2 protein-coding genes are annotated in these 2,636 nt (G+C 62.6%); both read right to left on the bottom strand.

From position 1 onward, the window contains the following. Nucleotides 1–2: 2 nt before the first annotated feature. The gene (locus tag H8E27_00010) at nucleotides 3–1,373 is read right to left on the bottom strand and encodes a Gfo/Idh/MocA family oxidoreductase (GenBank protein ID MBC8324003.1); all 1,371 of its coding nucleotides are present in this window, start codon (nucleotides 1,371–1,373) and stop codon (nucleotides 3–5) included. Between the two features lie 165 nt (nucleotides 1,374–1,538). After that, nucleotides 1,539–2,636: formate-dependent phosphoribosylglycinamide formyltransferase (gene purT, locus H8E27_00005; GenBank protein ID MBC8324002.1), on the bottom strand; the 1,098-nt coding region annotated here is incomplete at its 5' end.

Below are 2,636 nucleotides of genomic sequence, written 5' to 3'. Positions count from 1 at the left end.
TCCTAAACCGGCTCAAACCCCTTCGGGTAGTCGCGCTTCAGGATGGTTTTGTTGGCCTGCTCGTGGTTGGTGAAGCGGTAGTTCTTCGCGTCCCATCGCAGTTCCTGTCCGGGGAAGCGCGTGGCCTTGGTGGCGAGCAGCGCGGGCTCGGTGATGCGCGAGCCGATGCCGAACGGCGTCCACAACGGGCGTTTGTTGCCGAGGATGCATTCCACCCAATCGTGCCAGTGATGGCGCGGTTCCACCTTGGGTTTGGGCTCGTTGTCCACCTGCTTGCCTTTGCGGAAAATTTTCATGCCGCCGCCCGGCTCGAGCAGCAGCGCGCCCTCGGTGCAAATGACCAGCGTGCGGTTGGCTCCCTCGCGCAGATGCGGCAGGCCCAGCGCGGCCCACGAAGGGTTGAGGCCGCTGTCGTTGTAATGCATCACAAACTTATCGCGCGCGAAACCTTTGCCGCCGGGATACGTGATGGTGCTTTGGTTGTAGGCCGAGTGACTGTCGTTGGAAGGGCGAATGGTGTTGGTCACCACCGCCTCGGGATCGGGCATGTCGAACGCAAAGTACAACAGATCGATCAGGTGACAGCCCCAGTCGGCGAGCTGGCCGCCGCCGGTTTCCCAGTAAGACCGCCAACGGCGCGGGGCGATGTCGTCGGTGTACGGCATCGGTTTCTGGAGCGGCCCATTCCAGAGCTTCCAATTCATGTGCGCCGGGACCGGCTTGGCCGGCGGCAATTCGCGCCAGGGCGCATCAAAGTAATGCCCGCGCGACACCGTGCCCGTCCACACATGCGCCTCCACCGGCTGACCGAGCTGGCCGCTCTTGAGCATCTCCACCGCCTGCATGCGGCCGGTGAAGCACGCGCGCTGATTGCCCATCTGCGTGTGCAGCTCCGGGCGCTTGGCCAGCACCTCGCGGATCATGCGCAGCTCGTCGAGTTGATGCACCAGCGGCTTCTGGCCGTAGACATGTTTCCCGGCCGCCAGCGCCCGCGTCATCATCGGCGCATGATGCAGATCCGGCGTATCCACAATCACCGCATCAAATTCATTCAAATGCTTCTCAAACACCTCGCGGTAATCGGCAAACTGTTTCGCCTTCGGCAATTGCCGCCCCACGTTCTTGAGCGCATCGGCATCCACATCACACAGAAACGCGAACTCCACCTTCTTGTGGCCCTTCAACTGCCCGCGCTGCATACCGCCAATGCCGCCCACGCCGATGTGCAGCATGCGCACCACACTGTTCTTGTTCGCCGCCGCGCGCATGGAAAATGACGGCAACGCGGCCGCCGCACCCAGAGCGGCACTGGTTTTCAAAAAAGAACGCCGCGAGGCGGGCACAGATTTCGTGGAGGAAGGGATGGATTTCATGCGCCAAGAGTCGTCCCCTCAGCCCACATTGAACAGAAAAAAATCATCGGCTCATCCTCCTCACGTAGAGCCGCGGAGGGAAATCATTCTCCGCGTCTCTGCGGCTCTGCGGTTCCGCTTGAGCAGAAAGAAAAAACCCACTGCTTTGTGAAGAGTTTAGAAAACTTACAATTGCACGTCCACCGCCTCCGCCGCCGTGCGGGCTTTGGCGCGGGCTTCGTCGATGGTTTTGCCGCGGGCGATGGCCACGCCCATGCGACGCTTGCCTTTGACGTGCGGCTTGCCGAACAGGCGCAGCTGCGTGTCGGGCGCGTCAAGGGCGGCGGTGAGGTTGCCGAAGCGGACGTTGGAGCTCTCGCCTTCCACGAGGATGACGGCGCTGGCGCTGGGGCCGTGCTGGGTGATGTTCGGGATAGGCAGACCGAGGATGGCGCGTGCGTGCAGGGAAAATTGCGGGAGATCCTGCGAAATCATCGTCACCATGCCGGTGTCGTGCGGGCGCGGGGAGACTTCGGAGAACCACACGTCGTCGCCCTTGATAAACAGCTCCACACCAAAGATGCCGCGGCCGCCGAGTGCGTCGGTGATTTTCTGCGCGTACTCGCGCGCGTTGGCGAGCGCCGCGTCGGTCATCGGCTGCGGCTGCCACGATTCGCGGTAATCGCCATCCACCTGCACGTGGCCAATGGGATCGCAAAAGCTCGTGCCGCCGACGTGCCGAACCGTTAACTGAGTAATTTCGTAATCGAAATCCACAAAGCCCTCGACGATCACCTTGCCCGCGCCCGCGCGGCCGCCTTCCTGCGCGTATTGCCACGCCGACTCGATGTCCGCCTCGGTCTTCACCGTGCTTTGGCCCTTGCCGCTGCTGGACATGATGGGCTTCACCACACACGGCAACCCGATGTTCTCGATGGCCGCCAAAAATTCCTCTTTCGTCGCGGCAAATTCAAAGGGCGACGTACGCAGTCCCAGCTCTTCTGCCGCCAAGCGTCGGATGCCTTCGCGGTTCATCGTCAGCTGCGTGGCGCGCGCGGTGGGGATGATTTCCACCTCGCCCGCGGCCTCAATCGCCGCCAGCGTATCCGTCGCAATCGCCTCCACCTCCGGTACGACGAGATGCGGTCGCTCCTGTTCGATCACTGCCCGCAACGCGTCGCCGTCGAGCATCGAGACCACATGCGCACGATCCGCCACCTGCATTGCCGGCGCGTTGGCATACGCATCCACCGCAATCACCTCCACGCCGTAGCGCTGCAGCTC

The organism is Limisphaerales bacterium (assembly GCA_014382585.1).
GTDB lineage: Bacteria > Verrucomicrobiota > Verrucomicrobiia > Limisphaerales > UBA1100 > JACNJL01.
The sequence above is the reverse complement of the archived record's forward strand: the minus strand, read 5'-3'. Positions and strand labels throughout refer to the sequence as shown.